Origin of the sequence: Streptomyces mashuensis (assembly GCF_014654785.1) — a bacterium.
Lineage (GTDB): Bacteria > Actinomycetota > Actinomycetes > Streptomycetales > Streptomycetaceae > Streptomyces > Streptomyces mashuensis.
The window spans coordinates 1-19,612 of record NZ_BNBD01000005.1 but is presented as its reverse complement, the minus strand read 5'-3'; the positions used below and the strand labels follow the sequence as shown (position 1 = coordinate 19,612).

Genomic DNA, 19,612 nt, shown 5'->3' with positions numbered 1-19,612 from the left:
GGTATGAGAAACGGGCAATCCGGACCGACCCGCCGGATATCACCGCTTCCCCGGCCGCCCCGCGAACAAGCAGGGGACAACCAGCGATGAGCAGCACAGATGCCCCCGACCGCCCCGACACCCCAGCGGAGGACGCCATGACCACCACGGACGCCGGAGTGACCAGCGCCACTGAGGGCCGGTCCGGGCCGGAATCCGGTACGCCCTCCCACGGCGAGGCCGCCGCCTGCCACGGCCACGCCGGCGCGGCGTCCACCACTGCGGCCGCCGGCGCCTCCCCCGCCGTACCGGGCCCGCACGGCTACAGCGAGCAGAAGGACCAGCACCTCAAGCGGCTGCGCCGGATCGAGGGCCAGATCCGCGGCCTCCAGCGCATGGTCGAGGAGGACGTCTACTGCATCGACATACTCACCCAGGTCTCCGCCGGCACCAAGGCCCTGCAGAGCTTCGCCCTCCAGCTCCTCCAGGAGCACCTGCGCCACTGCGTCGCGGACGCGGCCCGCAAGGGCGGCGACGAGGTGGAGGCGAAGGTCGCCGAGGCCACGGCGGCGATCGCACGGCTGCTGCGTACGTAGCGGGCGCCGGGTACGCAGGCGCGGCCCGGAGGAAGGGGCGCGGCCGGGCGGGAGGCGCGGCCCGGCGGGGTGCGTCAGCCCTCCGGCGCGGCCTCGCCCCGGCCCGGCTGGCGCACCACCCTGAGCACCTCGTCGATGCGGTCCTGACTCAGGCGCTCCTCCACCGCACTGGACGCGGCGATCATCAAATCGCCGTAGAGGTCGATCTCGATGAGGGCCACGGGATCCGGCCCGCCGGACGAACCGCGCCGCGAAACCACGTGATTCACCTCCTCGGGTCTTTCACACCTACGGCATTCCAGCGTAGTGATCGGTACACAGGCCGCGCATGGCACAGAAGGACCATTTCCATGGCCAACTACGCCCGCTCGCGCTATTTCTGCGGGGAAGCCACCGTGCCCGCATAGATTTCGCCGGGCGCGGGCAGCTCGATGACGGGCCGCGGCCCGAAGCCGAACAACTCGACCACCGACTCCACCGTCATCGACGGCGGCGGCCCCGAGGGAGCGGCGCTCGCCGCCACCGCCGGCCCCACCCCGAACCGGTACCGCACCAGGCGGGGCCGGCCCGCCTCGTCCAGATAGGCGTCGAACGCCACCATGCCACTGGAGAACCCTTTCGCCGCGGCGGCCAGCGGCGCCCGGTCCCGGGCCGGCGCCTGCCGCGCCGCCCGCTCCAGGTCGATCGTCCCCCAGTAGTGCGCCACCCGCACCCCGCGCAACCGGTCCTCCCCGGCGTACGCCACCTCACGCGCGCCGGCCAGCAGTTCGGCCGCCGCCAGGGGGTCCGTCGCGCCGCTCGTCAGCAGGTTGCCGTCCGGCAGCGCGCCCGTCTCCAGCCGCACCCACTTGTCCGCCAGCACCCCGGCCCCGCGGTTCTTCATATAGAGCGCGCCCGGAACGAAAACCTCCGTGATCGGCCGGTGCCCCGCCCGTCCCGCCTCTCCCTCCGGCAACAACACCGTCAGCCGCCCCACCGGCCGCGCGAAGTCGTACGTCCCCAGGCCCCGGATCGTCAGCCGCGTACCCCCGCTCACCGTCTCCATGGCCGTCCGCACCTGCGCCCCGCCCGCGTCCGCCAGCGTCCCCGCCGCCCGCCGTACGACCTCCAGCGCACGCACCGGGTCCACGGCCGTGCCCCGGAAGCCGCCCAGGCTCACCGGCTGCACCCGGCCGCCGCCCGCGGCCCGGCCCCCTCTGCCGTCGGCCGCGCCGTCCGCCCCGTCCCGCTCCCCGCAGCCGGACAGCACGAGCAGCCCGAGGGCCAGACCGCCCGCCACCGCCGTGGCGACGGCCGCGCCCGCACGCCCGTGCCCGTGCACCGCCATGACCGTGAGCCCCTCGCTGGGAACGTACGAACTGTACGAAATGGACCAGGTGCCACATAGGTGTGAAACCTGTTCTCTCCAACGACCGCCCGGGGCTCGCCGTCACGGCCCGGTAGCGTGAGCCACGTGTCCGAACACGTCACCGCGCCCCACCCCGCGGAGCACACGACCACCACCACCGAACGCGGCTCCTTCTGCACGGCCCGCTGCTCCTGCGGCTGGTACGGGCCGGCCCGCCGGGCCCGCTCGCTCGCCCGCGAGGACGCCGAGCAGCATGAACGGGCGGCACTGCCGGGGCAGCGCCGCCCGTAACTCACGCCGCTACGCCGCCAGGTCGCGGTCGTGCCGCAGCGGTGACTCCCGCTCCTCGCCCACCATGTCGACCCCCGCCGCCGGCACCACCGACGGGCCGGCCGCACCCGGGGCCCGTACGAGCCGGGCGGCGCGCGTCCCCGCGACCCACCGCGTCAACGGCGTGAGCGCCATCATCGCCAGCGGCGCCAGCAGCAGCGCCACCGCCGTACCGAGCGCGAGGCCGCCGACGACGTCCGTCGGGTAGTGCACGCCCAGGTAGACCCGGGAGAAGCCCTCCAGCACCGCCAGCCCGATGCCGACGAGGCCGTACTTGCGGTGCGCCACGAACAGGCCGACGGCGAGCGCCATCGTCAGCGTCGCGTGGTCGCTGACGAACGAGTAGTCCGTCTTCCCCGGCACCAGCACGTCCAGCCCGTGGTGGTCGAGGAAGGGGCGGGGCCGCCGGACGAACCCCCGGATCGGAATGTTGACCAGCAGCGCGATCCCGGCCGCCAGCGGTGCCCACAGCAGCGCCGCCACACCGGCCGGCGCGTCCTTGCCGCGGCGCACGCTCCACCAGGCGCACAGCATCAGCACGGCGAAGCCGCACACGATGCCGTACTCGCCGACGAACTCCATCGTCCGGTCCACCCAGCCCGGCGCGGACCGGGCGATCCCGTTGATGTCGTAGAGAAGGCTGACGTCGGGGTTCGTCTCGCCCCCGGCCATCGGCATGGAGTCTCCCGTCACGAGTCCAGCCATCGCCCGGCCCCTATCTGTCGCCTGTCGCTACGTCGGTCACCGACCCCCGTTGGTCCGTGCGCCGCAGCGTGCGGCGCTGCTTTCCCACTTCAATGGAACGCCCGGCTCCGGCCGGCCGTTCCCCTCTCCACCCAATGATCACTAGGACGTTATCCAAGGGTGACCCACCACCCTTCCCCGAGGGCGGCGTTCATCCCCCGTTCACCCCGCGTCGCTCACGCCCCGCTCACACCGCGCCCCGGCGCGGCAGCGCCTTCGCGCCGTCCGTCGTCACCCGCGTCGCTCCGATGTAGTCCGGCTGCGAGTCGATCTTCTCGAACCGGATGACTGCCCCCGTGCGCGGCGCATGGATCATGTAGCCGCCACCGACGTACAGCCCCACGTGGTGGATGGTCCGCGGGTCCTTCAGGTCGGTGGCATAGAACACGAGGTCGCCGGGCAGGAGCTCGTCCCTCTTGGGGTGCGGCCCCGCGTTCCACTGGTCGTTCGCCACGCGCGGCAGTTCGATGCCGACGGTGGCGTACGCGGCCTTGGTCAGGCCCGAGCAGTCGAACCGCCCGTTGTCCTCCGGCGTGCCGTCGCCGCCCCACAGGTAGGGCGTGCCCAGCTTCTCCTGCGCGAAGTAGATGGCACCCGCGGCCTGCTGCGACGGCGCCACCCTGCCCACGGGCCGGGCGAAGCTCTTCTCCAGGCTGCGGATGGACCGCACGTACCCCTGTGTCTCGTTGTACGGCGGGATGCCGCCGGCCTTGATGACGGCGTACGAGCCCGCGTTGTACGAGGCGAGCATATTGTCCGTGAGGTCGCCCGGCACGTTTTTGATGTACTGCGCCAGGTCGCAGTCGTACGCGGCGGCGGACGGGATGGCGTCGGCCGGGTCCCAGATGTCCCGCTTGCCGTCCCCGTTGCCGTCGATGGCGTGGCCGGCCCACGTCTCGGGGATGAACTGCGCTATCCCGCGGGCGTCGGCCGGGCTGACGGCCCGGGGGTTCCAGTTGCTCTCGGTGTACAACTGCGCCGCCAGGATCGCGGGATTGAGCGCGGGACAGAGGTTGCCCCACTTGGCGACGAGACCCTGGTACTGCTCGGGGACGGAACCCTGCGCGAGCCCCACGGTGCCGCGGGCGGTCCCGGCGATGCTCCCCGCGGCCACGTACACGCCGACGAAGAGCAGGCCCAGCAGCCCCAGGCACAACCCGGCGCCGATGCCCACCCCGGCCCAGACCTTGCGCACCTCGCCATCCTCCCCACTCACGGAACAACGTCCAAGACTGCATCAGCCGACGGGCCGTCACCAGAGGGCATTCCACGACCCGGTGTTCGCGCCGGTGCACCCGGACCGCACGGCGCACGCGCCCCCGGCCCACTATGGTGAGCGCCATGTCGCAGTCGCAGCGAGTGCCGGACGGCCTGAAGTGGATCCCCGCCACCGACGACGAGACCATGGAGGTCTACCTGGAGGTGGCGTTCGGCGAGAACGGCGACGACAACGTCTACATCCGGGAGAACACCAACCCGGAGAAGGTGGTCATCACCACCAGCAAGAAGTGGGACGCCTTCGTGCTGGGCGTACGGGCGGGCGAGTTCGACCACTTCGTCGAGGACATCGACTAGCCGCCCGGCATCCGCGGAGGCACGGCTCAGAAGAGCACGGCGCCCACCATCGCCGCCAGGCAGAACACCACCACGCCGGCCAGCGCACCCATGACCAGCTGCGGCCGGCGGAACACGGCCGCGGCGGGCCGCGCCTGCCGCGCCGACGGCAGCGCGTACGTGGTCGTGGTCTCCCGCTGAAGGGCGGGCGGTACGCCCGGCGGTGCGGAGGGCATGGGCGGAACGGCCGGCCCGGGCAGGGGCTCCTGCCGGGCCTGCGGGAGGGGCTGGGGCCGGTCCCGCCACGCCTCGCCGCCGAAGAACTCCGCGGCCTCCTGGGCGGAGGGCCGGTCCTCCGGCTGCTTGGCGAGCATCCGCAGCAGGAAGGTCTCGAAGGCGCACGGCAGGTCGGGCCGCTGCCCGCGCGGCGGCACGGGCGGACTGTCCACGTGCATGTACAGCAGCGTGGTGGGGTTCTCGGACCAGAAGGGCGGCCGGCCCACGAGCAGCTGGTACAGCACGCAGCCCAGCGCGTAGACGTCCGACTCCGGCCCGGCCGTGCGGCCCAGGGCCCGCTCGGGCGCGAGGTACGTGCTGGTGCCGACGATCTGGCCGGCGCGGGTCAGCCCGGCGGAGGTCTCGTCGACGAAGCGGGCGATGCCGAAGTCGCCGATCTTCAGGGCGCCCGTGCCGGTGTCCACCATGAGGTTGCCCGGCTTCACGTCCCGGTGGACGACTCCCTGCCGGTGCGCCGCGGCCAGCCCGGAGGCCGCCTGCGCGGCCAGCGCGGCCACGCGCCGCACGGGCAGCGTGCCCTGCGCGGTGAGCTCGGCGGCCAGGCTCGGCCCCTGGACCAGCTCCATCACCAGGTAGAAGCGGCCCTCCCACTCGCCGAAGTCGTAGGCGGCGACGACGTTCGGATGGTTGAGACGGGCGGCCGTCTGGGCCTCCATGCGGAAGCGCGTCGCGGCGGAATCGTCGCCGTCGTCGCCGAGGAGCAGCTTCACGGCCACCTGCCGGCCCAGCACCTCGTCGAAGCCCTGCAGGACCTCGCCCATGCCGCCGCGGCCGAGCGGCTCCCCCAACCGGTAACGACCGGCAACCAGCACTCGTACCACCTTTGATCCATACCCGTGCGCAGAGCAGGAAGAGTACCCACCGGACACACAGTCGTTCGAACACCGTCTCTCCCCCGCCTTCCGCCCGGCCCCCGCCCGACATTGCTCGGCGTCATCACACGTGATACACACGGTCACCATAAGCGGACCCACCGACAACGCCCTTCGCCGTCGCCCTTCCGCCGCCCCGCCGCAGGTCAGGGGCGGGTCAAGGCCGTGACGGTGATCACTCGTACGAGGAGCGACAAAAAATGCCGCCAAATCGACATGCGAATGCGGGGTTGTCGGCGAAGATAGGGCCTGACCTCTGCCGTCCGGCGAGGGCACGACAACTACCCGTTTTGGGGCGGTGAGTTAGCGATGTTTCTGGCGGCCGGCAAGGGCGACATCAACACCATCATTGGCGGAATCGCCCCGAACTGGGGCCCGTTCGGGCAGCTCGGCAGGGAAGCCCGCGTGATGATCGAGGTCATCATGGCGGTGGCCATCCTGCTGTGCCTGGCGATCGCCATCTGGGGCGCGGCGAAGCAGCGCATCGGTGCGACGGCGTTGCGCGACACGTTCAGCGCGGAACAGGGCAAGGGCCTCATCGTCGCCGGCCTGACCGGCGTCTTCATCATCGGCTCGCTCGGGACGCTGTTCACCATCGTCTACGGCATGGCCGTCTGACCGCCCCACACCACTCCGGGTTCGCCACCTGATGCCCCCTCACTCCCCCTCGCCCAGCCCCGGGATTCCCTTCACACCGCTACCGTCATATACGGGCGGCAAGGCAGCGACGACGACCCACGAGGGAGCAGGCGAGCGATGAGTCCCGGCGACGACGGCCACATGACCCGTACGCGGCTGCCCGAGGGCGAGGCCGACCCGTACCCCGCGGCAAGACGCCGGGGCCCTTCGGGCCGGAGGAACCTGGCCATGGGCGCCGGCGTGGTGGTCCTCCTGCTCGCGGCCATCGCCTTCGCCAACCGGGGCGGCGACGACGGCACCCCCACGGCGGCGGACAAAGCAACCCGCCCGTCCCCGGCCGCAACCCGCCCTTCGGGCGTCAAACCGGTCGACGGCAAGACCGGAGACATCGCGTCCGGCTTCGCACACACGGAACAGGGGGCGCAGTCGGCGGCGGCGAACTACGCGGTGGCGCTGGGCGGGGACGGGATGTTCAGGGCGGAGAGCCGCCGGGCGATCGTGGACGCGGTGTACGCCCCCGAGTTCGCCGACGCGCGTCGCGGCGACCTCGACAAGGTCTACTCCGACCCCGGCTTCCTGAACAAGATCGGTCTCGACGGGAGCGGCAACGCGCCGAAAGGCATGACCTTCGTGTCCCGCACCAACCCCGTCGGCACCAGGACGCTCAAGTACGAGGGTGACACGGCCAGCGTCGCCGTCTGGTACAGCACGCTGTTCGGCATCGCCGGCGAGGGCTCGAAGACCCCGGTGTCCGAGGGCTGGTACACCAACACCTTCGACCTGAAGTGGACAGGCGACGACTGGAAGATCACCGGCTTCACGCAGAAGGACGGGCCGACGCCCGTCGGCAGGGACCAGGCCGCTTCCACGGCCAAGGACATGTCGGACGCCGTCCAAGGGTTCGGAGGGTTCACCTATGCCCGCTAGCGGTCGCGTCGGCAGGCTCATCGCCACCGTTGCCTCGCTCCAGGCGTTGGTCGTCGTGCTCTCCGCGCGCGCCTTCGCAGCGCCGTCCCCCACCCCGACGCCGGCTCCTGGAGCAAGCGGCTCCACCGGCCCGACGCCCACGCCGTCGGGCAGCGCAGCCGCCACACCAGCGCCGAGCGCCGGGGCGAGCAACGACCCCTGCGACCTGATTCGCGGACCCGCAAAGGACTACTGCAAAGGTGGCACCGGAGCCGGAACCACCACCCCCTCCCAAACCGCCCCCGCGGACTCCGTCGACCCCCTTTCCTCCCTGGCCAAGGGATGCGCCGACGCCGCCTCCTGGATCATTCACAAGCTTTCCGACGCCGTCCGCGCCACGGGGCAGGTCGACTTCACCAACGGCACCTTCCTCCGCCAGTACGCCGTCGTCTTCGCCGCCTCCACCGTTCTCACGCTCATCCTCTGGCTGCTCGCCGTCGCCAAGCGTGCCGTGCGCGGGGTGCCGTTCAGCGAGGCGGTCACCGAGGCCGTCGGGTTCCTGTGGCTGACCGTGCTGGCCTCCGCGTTCACGCCGCTCGTGCTCTACACCGTCACGTCCGCCACCGACGCCGTCACCGAGGCGATCATTCGCGGCACGGCCGCCAACAACGACCAGTTCTTCGGCGGGTTCTCCGAGGCCCTGAAGAAGGGCGACGGCATCGGCGGCGGGCCGATCATGCTGATCGTCGTGTCCCTGGTCTCGGTCCTCGCCGCGGGCGTGCTGTGGCTGGAGCTCGTGGTGCGGGCCGCGCTGCTGTACGTAGGGGCGCTCCTCGGTACCGCCGTGTACTCGGGGCTGGTCGACAAGAACATGTGGGGCCATGTCCGCCGCTGGGCCGGCATCATGATCGCGGTGATCCTCGTCAAGCCGGTCATCATGATCGTGCTGGGCCTGGCCGGCGCGCTGTCGACCGGCAAGGGCCCCGGGGCCTTCTCCGCCGTCGTGTCCGGGCTGGCCATCATCATTCTCGCGATCTTCGCCAGCGCCATGATCTACCGCTTCGTCCCCGGCTTCGGCGACGAGATCATCAAGAGCCGCAGCGCCAGCAGCGACGCCGCCTCGCGCCAGGCCGCGGCCGTGATCTCCTCGCCCGCCGCGCTCGTCAAGCAGGGCATCACCACGCACAGCGCCCGCGGCGACGGCGGCAGCCGGACGGCCCGGCCCGCGCACTCCGTCTCCGGCGGCGTCACCGCCCACAGCGCCCGCCCCGCCACCGCACCGCCACCACCCGCCGCCGCCCCGGCCGCCGGCACCGGCGGCGGAAGCGCTCCCTCCGCCATTCCCGCGCCCCGCGCGCAGAACAACAGCACGAGCACGACATCCGGAGGTGAGCGGAGTTGACGATCCAGGCGCAGTCCCAGCCGGTCGCGGCCCGCCGGACGTATCTGATCGGCCGCGCCCGGCCCAATGCCGTCGTCGGCAAGAACCGGGAGAGCGGCGAGATCGCACTGATCATCGCCGGCGCCTTCCTCGGCATGATGTGCGGGCTGCTCGTGCCGGTGCTGCCGCTGCGGATCGTCACGCTCACCGGCTTCCCGGCGCTCGCCCTGGCAGCCGTCTACGTGCCGTACCGGCACCGCACGTTCTACAAGTGGTTCGAGATCAACCGCTCCTACAAGCGGATCGTGCGCAAGGGCGCGACGTACCGTTCCTCCGCCATGGAGGCCGGCACCCGCCTGGACGGGCGGGAGGTGGAGGTCGGGCCGCCGCCGGGCATCGGGCGCATCAACTGGCTCGCCGCGCCCTTCGGGCCCGACGAGATCGCCGTGCTGCTGCACGCCGACCGCCGCACCGTCACCGCCGCCATCGAGATCGAGGGGCCCGGCGTGGGCCTGCGCGACTCGGAGGACCAGGAGGCCCTGGTCGAACGGTTCGGCACCCTCCTCAAGCACGTCGCCAACGGCGACGGCTACGTCACCCGCATCCAGATGCTCGCCCGCACCCTCCCCGCCGACCCCGACGCGCACGCCAAGGACGTCGAACGGCGCGGCGACGAGCGGGCACCGGAGTGGCTCAAGAACTCCTACGACCAGCTCCAGTCGATGGTGTCGACCTCCTCGGAGCAGCACCGCGCCTACCTGGTGGCGTGCATGCACTACAGCCGGGAACTGGCCGCCGAGGCCCAGGCCATCGCACGCGCCGCCCGCCAGGAGGGCGGCCGCCGGCACATCGACCGCGACGCTGGCCTCGCCGTCGTCATGGCCCGCGAACTCACCGACATCTGCGCACGGCTCGCCGAGGCCGACATCCGGGTGCGGCAGCCGCTGGGCCAGGCCCGCCTGGCGTCCCTCGTCCACTCCATGTACGACCCCGACCACCCCATCGACCACATCCAGGCCATGACGAAGCGCAACGCCTGGCCGGCCGAGCTCGACGCCACCGACGCCACGCACCTCAAGGCCAAGACCCGTGAGTCGTCAACCCGCGCGCCCTGGTGTCACGCCACCGCATGGGTCAAGGAATGGCCGATGACCCCCGTGGGGGTGAACTTCCTCGCCCCGCTCCTCGTCCACACCCCCGACGTGATCCGCACCGTCGCCGTCTGCATGGACCTCGAACCCACCGATGTGGCCATCGAGCGCATGCTCACGGAGAAGACCAACGACGACGCCGACGCCTCCCGCGCCGCCAAGATGAACCGCGTCGTCGACCCCCGCGACGTCGCCCACCACTCCCGCGTCGACCAGCGCGGCGAGGACCTCGCCAGCGGCGCGGCCGGCGTCAACCTCGTCGGGTACATCACCGTCTCCTCGCGCTCCCCCGAGGCCCTGGCGCGCGACAAGAGGACCATCAGAGCCTCGGCCGGCAAGAGCTACCTCAAGCTCGAGTGGTGCGACCGGGAACACCACAGGGCGTTCGTCAACACGCTGCCGTTCGCGACCGGCATCCGACGATAGGGGCAATGCCGTGCTCGATCCGCTCGCCACCCTCACCGACGCGTTCACCAGCTTCCTGTTCGGCAAGGTGGAGACCACCCGGCTGCCGGTCCGCACCTCCACCGGGCAGGCGCAGGCCGTCTACCTGCCCACGGCCGCCCCGGGGCTCGGCGACTCGGGCGTCATCATCGGCCGCGAGGTCTACTCCGGCAAGGGCTACATCTACGACCCCTTCCAGCTCTACGGCCAGCAGCTGCCCGCCCCCCACTGGCTCGTCCTCGGCGAGTCCGGCAACGGCAAGTCGGCGCTGGAGAAGACCTATGTGCTGCGCCAGCTGCGCTTCCGCGATCGGCAGGTCGTCGTCCTCGACGCGCAGGGCGAGGACGGCGTCGGCGAGTGGAACCTCATCGCCCAGCAGCTCGGCATAACCCCCATCCGGCTCGACCCCATGGCCGCCCTCGACGGCGGCATCCGCCTCAACCCGCTCGACCCGGCCATCACCACCACCGGCCAGCTGGCCCTCCTCCGCACCATCATCGAGGTGGCCACCGGCCGCGGCCTCGACGAACGCGCCGGCTTCGCCCTCAAGGTCGCCCACGCCTACGTCAACGAGACGATCAGGGACCGGCAGCCCGTCCTCACCGACATCGTCGAACAGCTCCGCCACCCCGAGGCCGAGTCGGCCGAGTCGATGAACGTCGACATAGACGACGTACGCGCCTGGGGCCTGGACGTCGCCCTGGTCCTGGACCGCCTGGTCGACGGTGACCTCCGCGGCATGTTCGACGGCCCGACGACCGCCGGCATCGACCTCGACGCCCCCCTGATCGTCTTCGACCTGTCCCACATCGACCGCAACTCCATCGCCATGCCCATCCTCATGGCGATCGTCGGCGTGTGGCTGGAACACACCTGGATCCGGCCCGACCGGCGCAAGCGCATCTTCCTCGTCGAAGAGGCCTGGCACATCATCAACTCGCCGTTCGTCGCCCAGCTCTTCCAGCGCCTCCTCAAGTTCGGCCGCCGCCTCGGCCTGTCCTTCGTGGCCGTCGTCCACCACCTCTCCGACGTCGTCGACGGCGCGGCGGCCAAGGAGGCCGCCGCCATCCTCAAGATGGCGTCCACCCGCACCATCTACGCCCAGAAGGCGGACGAGGCCCGCGCCACCGGCCGCGTCCTCGGCCTCCCCCGCTGGGCCGTGGAGATCATTCCCACGCTCACGCCGGGCATCGCCGTCTGGGACGTCAACGGCAACGTCCAGGTCGTCAAACACCTCGTCACCGACGCCGAACGCCCCCTCGTCTACACCGACCGCGCCATGACGGAGGACGGCGACACCGCCCGCGACCTGGCCGCGGAGGCCGCGGTCGCCGAGCGCGCCGCCGCCGCGATGGAGGCGGAGTTCTACGGCTCGTCGTCCGAGTCCACGGTGGCCTGACATGGCGGCGGTACGGAGCGGCGGCAACGGCGCCGGCGAACGCGGCATCCCCGACGGCGTCCTGCTCAGCGTCATCGGCTTCCTGCTGGGCCTGACGTTCCTGGTCTGGGCCGCAGGCGGCCTGGCAGGGCTCCTCGCCCACGGCGACTGGCCCGACGGCATGTCCCTCGCCCGCACCCCGCTCGCCATGCGCCACCTCATGACCCAGCCCCGCGACCTCCCCGCCGCCTGGCCGGACACCCCCCACGACCAGCTTCCCGGGTACGGTCTCTTCTGGGGCCTGCTCGTGAGCGAGGTGCTGGTGTCGGTGGTGCTGATGACGTTCGTGATCGGCACGGTCGCCCGCTGGCGCCTGGTCCGCGCCCGCAGGGCGGAGGCCACGGCCGAACCAGCACCACAGGACGACGACCGTACGGCCACGACCCCAGCCACTGCCACGACTGCGGCTGCGACGACACCGCCGGCGACCGAGCCCGCTCCCACAGCAACGGAAACGCCCCCTGCGGCCCCCGCCGTGGCGCCCGTCCCCGCACCACGCCCCGCCACCGACCTCGCCCCCGCGCCGCCGCCACGTCTGCTCTTCACCACCGCGCGCCGGGCCCCGGCCACCCGCGCGGTCCTGGACGCGCCCGGCGCGGTCCTCGTCGTCACCAGCGACCCCGCCCTGTGGGCGGACACCAAGGCGGCCAGGGCCAAGCTCGGCCCGGTGCTCGTATTCGACCCCACCCACCGCCTGGACACGCCCGACCGGCTCCGCTGGAACCCCACCAGCGGCTGTACGTCCCGCGACACGGCCGCCGCCCGCGCCACGGCGCTCCTCGCCCCCGTACGGCCTCCGAGCGCCCTGGACTCGGCGACCGCCGACACCGCCGAGACCCTGCTGCGGTGCTGGCTGCACGCCGCCGCCGTCGACGGCCGCCCCTTCCGCCAGGTGCACCGCTGGGCCCAGGGCGCCGCCGCCCACGAACCGGTCCGCATCCTCCGCACGAACCCCAAGGCCACGGCGGGCGTCGCGGGCGAGCTCGAATCGGCCCTCACCGGCCACCCGGAACGCAAGGAGATGGCCCAGGAGTTGACGAGCCGCGCCCTCAACGCCCTCTCGGCAGTCCACATCCGTGACGCCTGTACCCCCCATCGGGCCAATTCCCTTGCGCTGGAATCTTTTGCCGCCGAAGGGGGAACCCTGTACGTGGTGGGTGAGGCGATTGAGGACCCGCGCACCCGCCCGGGTGCGATGCCCTTGCTCACCGCACTCGCCTCAAGCGTGGTCGAGCACGGCCGCCGCATGGCCGCACGGTCATCCTCCGGCCGGCTCGACCCACCACTCAGCCTCGTGCTGGACGACGTGGCGGCGGTGGCACCGCTGCCCGACCTCCCCGACCTGCTGGCGGACGGGGAGGCCCAGGGCCTTCCCACGCTCGCCCTGATGCGCTCCGAGGAACAGGCCCGGGCCCGCTGGCCGCGCCAGACCCTGACCACGAGGTAGGTCCTCATGCCCGCCGACCCCACGGCCGTCACCGCCCTCACCCACGCGACCCTGATCGCCGCACCGGGCGAGCGCCCTCCCGAGCCGGACATGACCCTCCTCCTCACCGGTGACCGCATCACCGCCGTCGGCCCTTCCGCCACCACACCCGTCCCACCCGGCGCCCGTACCGTCGACCTCACGGGCCGCTACGTCGTCCCGGGCCTCTTCGACGCCCACGTCCACACGATCCGCGCCGCCACCGACACCACCCGGCTGTATCCCCTCATGGGCGTGACGACCGTCCGCGAGATGTGGGGCACCCCCGCCGCCCATGCCGTACGCGCCCGGGCCGAACGCGGCGACGCACTCGGGCCCCGGTGGGTGATGGCGAGCACCTTCGTGGACGGCTCCCCGGGCCTGTGGACGGCCGACCTGTGGGCGGCACCGACCATCGAGGCCGGCACCGAGGCCGAGGCCCGCGAGGCCGTGCGCAGGATCGCCGCCGACGGCGCCGACTTTGTGAAGGTCTACACCCGGCTGGGCCGGGAGCCCTTCCACGCCCTGGCCGACGAGGCCCGCCGCCGGGGCCTTCCCTTCGCCGGCCACTGCCCCGACGCCGTACCCGTCACCGAGGCGTCCGACGCCGGACAGCTCACCGTCGAGCATCTCCACCCCCTTCTGCTGTCGACCTCCGCCGAGGAGGCCGGCCTCCGCCAGGGCCTGGCCCGCGTCCGCGTGGACCCGGGCGAGGGCAGCACCATGCGCCGCTACCACGACTGGTTCGTCCAGGTCCGCGCCCTGGAGCAGCGGGCCGTGCAGTCGTACGACCGGGGCCGCGCCCACCGCGCCTTCGACCACCTGGCCCGGAACCGCACGTACATCACCCCCACCCTGGGCATGCACCGCACGATCGAACGGCCCGATACCGCCCGGGACCACGCCGACGAGTGGCGCTACGTCCCCCACCGGCTCAGCGCCGCCTGGCCCCAGCAGCTCGAACCGCTCCTCTCCCCCGGCACCGGCCCGCTCTTCGAGCGCCGGCTCCGCACCGTCGGCGAACTCCACGCCCGCGGAGTCCCTCTCCTCGCCGGCACCGACACTGGCACCCCCTGCCTCGTGCCCGGCTTCGCCCTGCACCACGAACTCGCCCTGCTCACCGACGCCGGCCTGCCCCCTGCCGTCGCCCTGCACGCCGCCACCGTCGCACCGGCCCGTGCCTTCGGCCTGGCCGGCACCCTCGGCACGATCAGCCCCGGCAAGGCCGCCGACCTCGTCGTCCTCGCCGCCGACCCTCTACGGGACATCCGCAACACCCTGCGCATCACCGCAGTGGTCACCCGGGGCCGGCTCATCGACGAGCCGGAGCGCCACCGCCTCCTGGAGGACCTGGCCTCCGGGCCGGCTTCCTGACCACGTCCCCCGGACACCGGCCCGGTGCGCCACTACGTCACTTCTTCGCGGGCGCAAGAGCCGCCTGCGTGATGGCGGCGACGACCGGGTTGGTCGCCTTTCCCTTGGCGTCCGTGGAGTTGACCGCGTAGACGAGGGAACGGGACAGGTTGCGGGTGGCGGCGAAGCCGTCCACGTAGCCGTAGCGACTGCCCGTCTTGCCGTAGAGGTAGGTGTGGTCGTCGAGCCGGGAGCGCTGCATACCGCTGGTGTACGTGGCCGGCTTGGTGGACGCCGGGTTCTCCTCGTCGTACGCCGGCACAGGGGGCACCGTGAACATCATCTCCAGCTGCGGCTGCGGGACGACCCGGCCGCTGAAGAGGGCTGTCATGAACCGTTCGAGGTCCGCGGTGGTCGATATGAGGTCACCGGACGCCCAGGTCTCGGACTGGTCCCACTCGGTCACATCGACCAGGCGCGAACTGCCGTCCGCCTGCTTGACCGCCTGGTATCCGTGCACGTGGCGGCCACGGATGCCCTGCTCGTCACCCACGCTGTAGGTGTCCTCGAGGCCGAGCGGCTCGATGACGCGGTGCCGCAGCTCCTGCTCGTAGCGGTGCCCGGTGGCCTTCTCGATCAGCAGGCCGAGCACGTTGTAGTCGGTGTTGGAGTAGTTCTGCTTGCTGCCCGGCGTGAACAGCGAGCCCTTGCCGAGCCCGCTCTGCACGAGCGCCCGGTGGTCCCAGGTCGTGTACCGCCCCTTGTCCCAGTCCGGGCCGTCCGGCATGCCCCTGGTGTCGCCGCCCGGCAGACCGCTCGTGTAGTCGAGCAGGTGCTTGACCTTCACCTCCGGCCAGCCGGCGGGGAGCAGACCCGGCAGGTAGCGCTGCACCGAGCCCTCCAGGTCCAGCTTGCCCTCGTGCACCAGCTGCAGCACCACCGCCGCCGTGAAGGTCTTGGTGACGCTGCCGACCCGGAACCGCTCGTCACCCTTCATGGCCCGGTGCGTACGGATATCGGCCTCGCCCGAGGCGCCCTGCCAGCTGCCCCGTCCGTCCCGGAACCGCGCCTGGGCCGCCGTGGCGCCCTTCAGCGGAGGAGCGATCGCCCGGCGCAGCGCCTCGGCGTTCGGCACCGTCCGCGCAGCGGCCGGAGCCGCCGCCCGGGCGGGCACGTCGTCCCGCGCGTGCGGTGACGAGGCGGACGCCGTACTGACCGCCACCGCCCCGAGAACGGCCGCGACGGTCGTGGCGGCCACAGCGGCGAGGACGGCACGTCCGGCGCGCGGCAAGCTGGTTCGGCCCATGAGGAATCTCCCGAAGAGTGCTGAGGGGCATCGCGGAACATCGCGACACAAGCGCGAACAAGCGCAGAACAAGCGCTTGCGATGCCTCCATCCTCCTGAGCCGGGCCCTCCGGCGGATCGCCGGAACGAGGGATCTTCCCGCCTCCGCCACTCCCTCACGCGAGGGAGCGCGCGCCCTCAGACCGTCGCCGCCCCGGGCGCGATCAGACCCGTCTCGTACGCGCAGACGACCGCCTGGATGCGGTCCCGCAGCCCCAGCTTCGCCAGCACGTTGCTCACGTGCGTCTTCACCGTGTGCTCGCTCACGAACATCTCCGCCGCGATCTCCGGGTTCGACAGGCCCCGCCCCATCAGCACCAGCGTCTGCCGCTCCCGCGGCGTGAGAACGCGCAGCCGGGCCGCCGCCTCCGGCTCGGGCGCCGGCTTCCTGCTGGTGAAGTCGGCCACCAAGCGCCGCGCCACCGACGGCGCCAGCAGCGAGTCGCCGGCCACGACCACCCGCACCGCGTGCACCAGGTCGTCCCGGCGCACGTCCTTCAGCAGGAAGCCGCTGGCGCCCGCGTGCAGCGCCTCGTACACGTAGTCGTCCTGGTCGAAGGTCGTCAGCATGATGGCCCTGGTGTCCGACTCGGCGCACACCACCCGGGCCGCCTCGATGCCGTCCATGCGCGGCATCCGGATGTCGAGCAGCACCACGTCGGGGGCATGCTGCCGGACGGCGTCGACCGCCTCGACCCCGTCCGCAGCCTCCGCGACCACCTCGATGTCCGCCTGGGCCCCCAGGATCAACGCAAAGCCGGCCCGCACCAGTTCCTGGTCGTCGGCCACCACCACACGGATCGTCACGTCCCCACCTCCGCCGCAGAGCAGACCACAAGCGGGAACTCCGCAGCAACGCGGTACCCGCGCCCCTCCGGGCCGGGCCCGAACCGCGCCGACCCGCCGTGCGCCGCCGCCCGCTCCCGGATCCCGACGAGCCCCCGGCCCCCGGACACCACCGCCGTACCGTTTCTGCTCCGCCGGCCGGCACCGGCCCCGACACCGGCACCGCCGCTGCCGCCGCCGTCGTCCTCCACCCCCACCGTCAGCCGTTCGGCGGACCAGCCCAGACGTACGTCCACGACGGCCCCGGCCCCGGCGTGCTTCAGCACGTTCGTCAGCGCCTCCTGCACGACGCGGTAGACCGCCACCTCCACGTCCGGAGCGAGCGCCCGCTGCTCGCCCTCCGTCGCGAGACGGACCACCAGCCCCGCCCGCCTCACCTCCTCGACCAGGTCGCCGAGCCCGGCCAGCGTCGGCTGCGGCGCACGCGACGCGCCCGCCTCCCCGTCCTCCCGGAGCACGCCCAGCATCCGGCGGAGCTGCACCATCGCGTCCCGCCCGGCCCCGGCGATCGCATCGAACACCGCCTCGGCCCGCTCCGGATCGGACCGCACCAACAGCGGCCCCGCCTCGGCCTGCACCATCATCAGGCTCACCGCGTGGGAGAGCACGTCGTGCATCTCCCGCGCTATGCGGGCACGTTCACGCTCCGCCGCACGAGCGACCTCGACCAGCCGCGCCTTCTCCAGCTCCGCGGCCCGCTGCTCCACCGCCTCGGTGTACGCCTGCCGGGTACGCGTCAGCACGCCCAGCACGTACACCATGCTGAACAGGAAGAACGAGAAGAAGTACTCGCGCGCCGTGTTCGTCTTCACGGCCACCGACAGCCCCACCAGCGGCACGCCCGCCCAGAGCGTGACCCGCCGCTGCCAGACGCCGCCCGTGGCCGCGACGGTGAAGAACGCCACCACCGAGCTGTACGGCAGCGGCTGCCCCGGCCCGTGCATCGGCACGTACGCGAAGCCGGCCGCCGTGATCGCCAGCAGGCAGGCGAGCGGGGCACGCGAGCGCCAGAGCAGCGGCACCACCGTCAGCGTCGTCATCACGTACGCCCACCAGGTCGCCGGCGGCACGTCCGCCGCCCGCGGCACGACGAAGGGGACGGTCACCGCGATCTGCACGACGCCCGTGACGACGGCGTCGACCACCCAGGGGTTGGCCCTGCGCAGCCGGTGGAGGAGCGGCCCGAGCGACACCCGGGCGGGTGACGGCGAGGTCATGTACGTACGCCTCTCACGCGTCAGGCCGGCCGACTGCCAGCTCGTACTCCGTCGCCGACGGGTCCCGCTCCATGGGCACCGTCACCCCCGTCTCCTCGAACCCCAGCTTCCGGTACAGCGCCATGGCCCGCAGGTTCCGTTCGTGCACGTACAACCGGGCGCGCTCGACCCGTACGTCCGGACGGCCCCACGACCACTCGACCGCGGCCCGCAGCAACTCCTCGGCCAGCCCGGTGCCCCGCCCGGCGGGCCGCACGTACACGCCGACGAGGTGCGTCTGCGGTACGGTCGGCGAGCCGCCGAAGACGGCTTCCTGGCCGGGGAGTTCGACGAGGACGGTCACGCTCCCGGTCCATGTTCCGTCGGGCGCCTCCGCGACCAGCGTGGTGACGGACTTCCCTTCGGCCGCGTCAGCGGTGCGCTGCTGCCAGTGGCTGTCGGGCCTGGCCACCGCGTCCTCGTACGTGTCGAGGAAAGCTATGGACGCGACGGGGTCCTGGAGCGCGTCGAGGCGGAGTTCCTTGGCCTGGCGCCATTCGTCGGCGCGGATTTGGCGGATGGTGTGCTTCATTGGGTGATCGTCGCACCAAGCCGCCGGAAAGCGGGAACACATAAACGCATGGGTGCCCGTGACCGGCCGACGATCGTGGTGGCGATGGGGGCCGAGGAGGAACGCCTCGTCCTTCCGCCGGACGTCCGCACACGGCTGGCGCTCTGCGGCACGGTGGCGACGGGGCTCGGTGAACTCCACCGTGCCGACGTCCTCCTCACCGGGTGGGGCTGCCCGCCCCTCACGGACGAACTCCTCGAGCGTGCAGGACGCCTGCGGCTGGTGGTGCATGCGGCGGGATCGGTGAAATGGCTGCTGCCGGGCTCCGGCTCCGGCTCGGGCTCGTGGTGGGACCGGGGTGTCACGGTCACGACGGCGGCCGACGCCAATGCGGAACCGGTCGCGGATTTCGCGTACGGTGCCGTGCTCCTCGCCCTGAAACAAGCGCTCGGCACAGCAGCGGTCTATGCGTCGAGGGGCGGAGAGGCGGGCCGGCCGGGATTCCTCGAACGCCACGGTGCGGACGGAGCCGTTGTGGGCGTGGTGGGGGCTTCCCGTGTCGGGCGGCGGCTCATCGCGCGCCTACGGACGGGACGTCTGCGCATTCTGCTCCACGACCCGTACGTGTCCGTGCCCGAGGCGGCACAGCGACTGGGTGCCGAGCGGGTCGGGCTCGACGAGTTGTGTGCCCGGAGTTCGGTCGTCACCCTGCATGCGCCTGAGCTGCCGGAGACACGGCACATGCTCAATGCGGGGCGCCTGGCGCTGATTCAGGACGGTGGCACGGTCATCAACACGGCCCGGGGGTCGCTCGTCGACACGGACGCGCTGGTGCAGGAATGCGCTGCGGGCCGGCTGGCGGCCTTCCTCGACGTCACGGACCCCGAGCCCCTGCCGCAGGGCCACCCGCTGCTCGGCCTGCCGAACGTCCTGGTCACCCCGCATATCGCGGGTGCTCAGGGCAGCGAGGTGCGCCGGCTTGGGGTGTACGCCGTGGAGGAAATCGAGCGATGGGTACGGGGATTGCCGCTGCGGGGGCGGGTGGAGAAGTACGACCTCGGCCGGCTGGCGTGAGGGTGCGGGAGTGGAATGGCCCGGAACGCAAAAATGCCGTAGGCCCCGGTCAAAAACCAGGGCCTACGGCTCAAAAATTGTTC

Annotated in this window: 20 protein-coding genes; 11 read left to right on the top strand and 9 right to left on the bottom strand. The window is 72.2% G+C overall.

What is annotated here, in order from left to right:
- Window positions 1-137 precede the first annotated feature (137 nt).
- Window positions 138-575 (top strand): metal-sensitive transcriptional regulator, encoded by a 438-nt coding sequence (locus IE305_RS33490; RefSeq protein ID WP_190130306.1) that lies wholly within the window; start codon window positions 138-140, stop codon window positions 573-575.
- A gap of 74 nt (window positions 576-649) precedes the next feature.
- Here the strand turns inward: IE305_RS33490 and IE305_RS14180 are convergent, their stop codons facing one another.
- Window positions 650-835 carry a hypothetical protein gene (locus IE305_RS14180; protein WP_190129920.1) on the bottom strand — a complete coding sequence of 62 codons (186 nt, stop codon included), beginning with the start codon at window positions 833-835 and terminating at the stop codon, window positions 650-652.
- A 113-nt stretch (window positions 836-948) separates the two neighbouring features.
- The gene (locus IE305_RS14175; RefSeq protein WP_190129919.1) at window positions 949-1,902 is read right to left on the bottom strand and encodes a hypothetical protein; all 954 of its coding nucleotides are present in this window, start codon (window positions 1,900-1,902) and stop codon (window positions 949-951) included.
- Between the two features lie 126 nt (window positions 1,903-2,028).
- Here IE305_RS14175 and IE305_RS14170 point away from each other — a divergent pair, with 126 nt between their 5' ends.
- On the top strand, window positions 2,029-2,214 hold the full coding sequence (locus IE305_RS14170; protein ID WP_190129918.1) for a hypothetical protein: 186 nt from the start codon (window positions 2,029-2,031) through the stop codon (window positions 2,212-2,214).
- Window positions 2,215-2,223: 9 nt separating this feature from the next.
- Here IE305_RS14170 and IE305_RS14165 read toward each other — a convergent pair whose 3' ends face one another.
- Together IE305_RS14165 and IE305_RS14160 are read right to left on the bottom strand one after the other, a co-directional pair.
- Window positions 2,224-2,958, bottom strand: coding sequence for a phosphatase PAP2 family protein (locus IE305_RS14165; protein WP_190129917.1), 735 nt, complete (start codon window positions 2,956-2,958; stop codon window positions 2,224-2,226).
- A 226-nt stretch (window positions 2,959-3,184) separates the two neighbouring features.
- Window positions 3,185-4,192, bottom strand: coding sequence for a C40 family peptidase (locus tag IE305_RS14160; RefSeq protein ID WP_190130305.1), 1,008 nt, complete (start codon window positions 4,190-4,192; stop codon window positions 3,185-3,187).
- Between the two features lie 146 nt (window positions 4,193-4,338).
- On the opposite strand from IE305_RS14160, the gene IE305_RS14155 reads away from it, so the two are divergent.
- A complete protein-coding gene (locus IE305_RS14155; RefSeq protein WP_190129916.1) occupies window positions 4,339-4,572 on the top strand; it encodes a DUF397 domain-containing protein in 234 nt (77 codons plus the stop codon).
- Window positions 4,573-4,598: 26 nt separating this feature from the next.
- On the opposite strand, the gene IE305_RS14150 is transcribed toward IE305_RS14155, so the two are convergent.
- A complete protein-coding gene (locus IE305_RS14150; RefSeq protein WP_229890960.1) occupies window positions 4,599-5,660 on the bottom strand; it encodes a serine/threonine-protein kinase in 1,062 nt (353 codons plus the stop codon).
- A gap of 369 nt (window positions 5,661-6,029) precedes the next feature.
- Here IE305_RS14150 and IE305_RS14145 point away from each other — a divergent pair, with 369 nt between their 5' ends.
- The 7 genes from IE305_RS14145 (at window position 6,030) to IE305_RS14115 (ending at window position 14,518) form a co-directional block, all read left to right on the top strand.
- Complete coding sequence (locus IE305_RS14145) at window positions 6,030-6,338, top strand: DUF8827 family protein (RefSeq protein WP_099199098.1); 309 nt, start codon at window positions 6,030-6,032, stop codon at window positions 6,336-6,338.
- Window positions 6,339-6,476: 138 nt separating this feature from the next.
- Window positions 6,477-7,286 carry a hypothetical protein gene (locus IE305_RS14140; protein WP_190129914.1) on the top strand — a complete coding sequence of 270 codons (810 nt, stop codon included), beginning with the start codon at window positions 6,477-6,479 and terminating at the stop codon, window positions 7,284-7,286.
- Complete coding sequence (locus tag IE305_RS14135; RefSeq protein ID WP_190129913.1) at window positions 7,276-8,667, top strand: hypothetical protein; 1,392 nt, start codon at window positions 7,276-7,278, stop codon at window positions 8,665-8,667. The genes IE305_RS14140 and IE305_RS14135 overlap by 11 nt, the downstream gene beginning before the upstream one ends.
- A 2-nt stretch (window positions 8,668-8,669) precedes the next feature.
- Complete coding sequence (locus IE305_RS14130; RefSeq protein WP_190130304.1) at window positions 8,670-10,223, top strand: SCO6880 family protein; 1,554 nt, start codon at window positions 8,670-8,672, stop codon at window positions 10,221-10,223.
- Window positions 10,224-10,233: 10 nt separating this feature from the next.
- Window positions 10,234-11,640 carry an ATP-binding protein gene (locus IE305_RS14125; RefSeq protein WP_190129912.1) on the top strand — a complete coding sequence of 469 codons (1,407 nt, stop codon included), beginning with the start codon at window positions 10,234-10,236 and terminating at the stop codon, window positions 11,638-11,640.
- A gap of 1 nt (window position 11,641) precedes the next feature.
- Complete coding sequence (locus IE305_RS14120) at window positions 11,642-13,126, top strand: type IV secretory system conjugative DNA transfer family protein (protein ID WP_190129911.1); 1,485 nt, start codon at window positions 11,642-11,644, stop codon at window positions 13,124-13,126.
- Window positions 13,127-13,132: 6 nt separating this feature from the next.
- A complete protein-coding gene (locus IE305_RS14115) occupies window positions 13,133-14,518 on the top strand; it encodes an amidohydrolase family protein (RefSeq protein ID WP_190129910.1) in 1,386 nt (461 codons plus the stop codon).
- A gap of 37 nt (window positions 14,519-14,555) precedes the next feature.
- Here IE305_RS14115 and IE305_RS14110 read toward each other — a convergent pair whose 3' ends face one another.
- From IE305_RS14110 to IE305_RS14095, 4 genes are all read right to left on the bottom strand, one after another.
- The gene (locus IE305_RS14110; RefSeq protein WP_190129909.1) at window positions 14,556-15,803 is read right to left on the bottom strand and encodes a serine hydrolase domain-containing protein; all 1,248 of its coding nucleotides are present in this window, start codon (window positions 15,801-15,803) and stop codon (window positions 14,556-14,558) included.
- 177 nt (window positions 15,804-15,980) lie between these two features.
- Window positions 15,981-16,649 carry a response regulator gene (locus IE305_RS14105; protein WP_190129908.1) on the bottom strand — a complete coding sequence of 223 codons (669 nt, stop codon included), beginning with the start codon at window positions 16,647-16,649 and terminating at the stop codon, window positions 15,981-15,983.
- A complete protein-coding gene (locus IE305_RS14100) occupies window positions 16,646-17,905 on the bottom strand; it encodes a sensor histidine kinase (RefSeq protein WP_190129907.1) in 1,260 nt (419 codons plus the stop codon). The genes IE305_RS14105 and IE305_RS14100 overlap by 4 nt, the downstream gene beginning before the upstream one ends.
- Window positions 17,906-17,918: 13 nt before the next feature.
- Window positions 17,919-18,476, bottom strand: a complete 558-nt coding sequence (locus IE305_RS14095) for a GNAT family N-acetyltransferase (protein ID WP_190129906.1) — start codon at window positions 18,474-18,476, stop codon at window positions 17,919-17,921.
- A gap of 48 nt (window positions 18,477-18,524) precedes the next feature.
- On the opposite strand from IE305_RS14095, the gene IE305_RS14090 reads away from it, so the two are divergent.
- On the top strand, window positions 18,525-19,529 hold the full coding sequence (locus IE305_RS14090) for a hydroxyacid dehydrogenase (protein WP_229890958.1): 1,005 nt from the start codon (window positions 18,525-18,527) through the stop codon (window positions 19,527-19,529).
- The last annotated feature ends 83 nt before the right edge of the window (window positions 19,530-19,612 follow it).

Bases quoted from the DNA above. Each gene is read 5' to 3' on its own strand.
- IE305_RS14095 (WP_190129906.1), bottom strand. From the start codon at position 18,476: ATGAAGCACACCATCCGCCAAATCCGCGCCGACGAATGGCGCCAGGCC.
- IE305_RS14110 (WP_190129909.1), bottom strand. From the start codon at position 15,803: ATGGGCCGAACCAGCTTGCCGCGCGCCGGACGTGCCGTCCTCGCCGCT.
- IE305_RS14090 (WP_229890958.1), top strand. From the start codon at position 18,525: ATGGGTGCCCGTGACCGGCCGACGATCGTGGTGGCGATGGGGGCCGAG.
- IE305_RS14165 (WP_190129917.1), bottom strand. From the start codon at position 2,958: ATGGCTGGACTCGTGACGGGAGACTCCATGCCGATGGCCGGGGGCGAG.
- IE305_RS14100 (WP_190129907.1), bottom strand. From the start codon at position 17,905: ATGACCTCGCCGTCACCCGCCCGGGTGTCGCTCGGGCCGCTCCTCCAC.
- IE305_RS14115 (WP_190129910.1), top strand. From the start codon at position 13,133: ATGCCCGCCGACCCCACGGCCGTCACCGCCCTCACCCACGCGACCCTG.
- IE305_RS14120 (WP_190129911.1), top strand. From the start codon at position 11,642: ATGGCGGCGGTACGGAGCGGCGGCAACGGCGCCGGCGAACGCGGCATC.
- IE305_RS14135 (WP_190129913.1), top strand. From the start codon at position 7,276: ATGCCCGCTAGCGGTCGCGTCGGCAGGCTCATCGCCACCGTTGCCTCG.
- IE305_RS14145 (WP_099199098.1), top strand. From the start codon at position 6,030: ATGTTTCTGGCGGCCGGCAAGGGCGACATCAACACCATCATTGGCGGA.
- IE305_RS14140 (WP_190129914.1), top strand. From the start codon at position 6,477: ATGAGTCCCGGCGACGACGGCCACATGACCCGTACGCGGCTGCCCGAG.
- IE305_RS14155 (WP_190129916.1), top strand. From the start codon at position 4,339: ATGTCGCAGTCGCAGCGAGTGCCGGACGGCCTGAAGTGGATCCCCGCC.
- IE305_RS14175 (WP_190129919.1), bottom strand. From the start codon at position 1,902: ATGGCGGTGCACGGGCACGGGCGTGCGGGCGCGGCCGTCGCCACGGCG.
- IE305_RS33490 (WP_190130306.1), top strand. From the start codon at position 138: ATGACCACCACGGACGCCGGAGTGACCAGCGCCACTGAGGGCCGGTCC.